We start from the raw sequence: 654 nt of genomic DNA on the forward strand, positions 1-654 counted from the left end.
TCGCCGGGCGGTGCCCCCCACCGGCCCGGGGAGGGGTGACCCGGCCGGGAGGCCCGGCGACGGTCAACCGACGGCGTCGCAGCACCGTCGACAAGCGGCGCAGGAGAAGTGCCGCCACGGGGACCAGGAGCACCGGAGCGATCCACCAGCCGGGCCCACCGGCCCCGGACACCCGGGCGAGGGTCTCCGCGAAGGCCGGGAACCAGGCGGCCGGGATGCCCGGTGGATCCGCTCCGGAGAACGGGACCGCGACCGCGAGATCGGTGATCCGGCCCGCCGGGAGGACGCCCGAGGGGGCCACGAGTCGCGGGGCGAGGGCGACCAGCGCCGGGGGGACGAGGAGAACGCCCGCGATTCCCACCACCCCGGCACGAAACACCGCGGCGAGCAGCGGGCCCAGCACGGCGCAGCCGACCGCCGGGCCGGCCCCCTCCACCACGGCCCGCAGCGCGGGCACGGGGGCCGCCGCCCCGGCGGCGGTCATCCCCTCCGCGGTCCCGGTGATCAGCGGGAACAGCACGGCCCCGACCGACGCGGCCGACGCGGACATCGCCAGGGCCGCGCCCGTGGCGACCACGATCGTCGCGGAGAGCGGGGCACACCGACGCACCCCGCCCACCCGGGGCAACAGACCGGGACGGCGCAGTTCCTGCC

At 78.7% G+C, this 654-nt stretch carries 1 pseudogene; it reads right to left on the reverse strand.

The window, feature by feature from the left end:
* A pseudogene (locus tag FNQ90_RS25870) lies at window positions 1-654 on the reverse strand (hypothetical protein); the annotation flags it as partial.

Source organism: Streptomyces alkaliphilus (assembly GCF_014141535.1).
In the GTDB taxonomy this organism is placed as follows: Bacteria; Actinomycetota; Actinomycetes; order Streptomycetales; family Streptomycetaceae; genus Streptomyces; species Streptomyces alkaliphilus.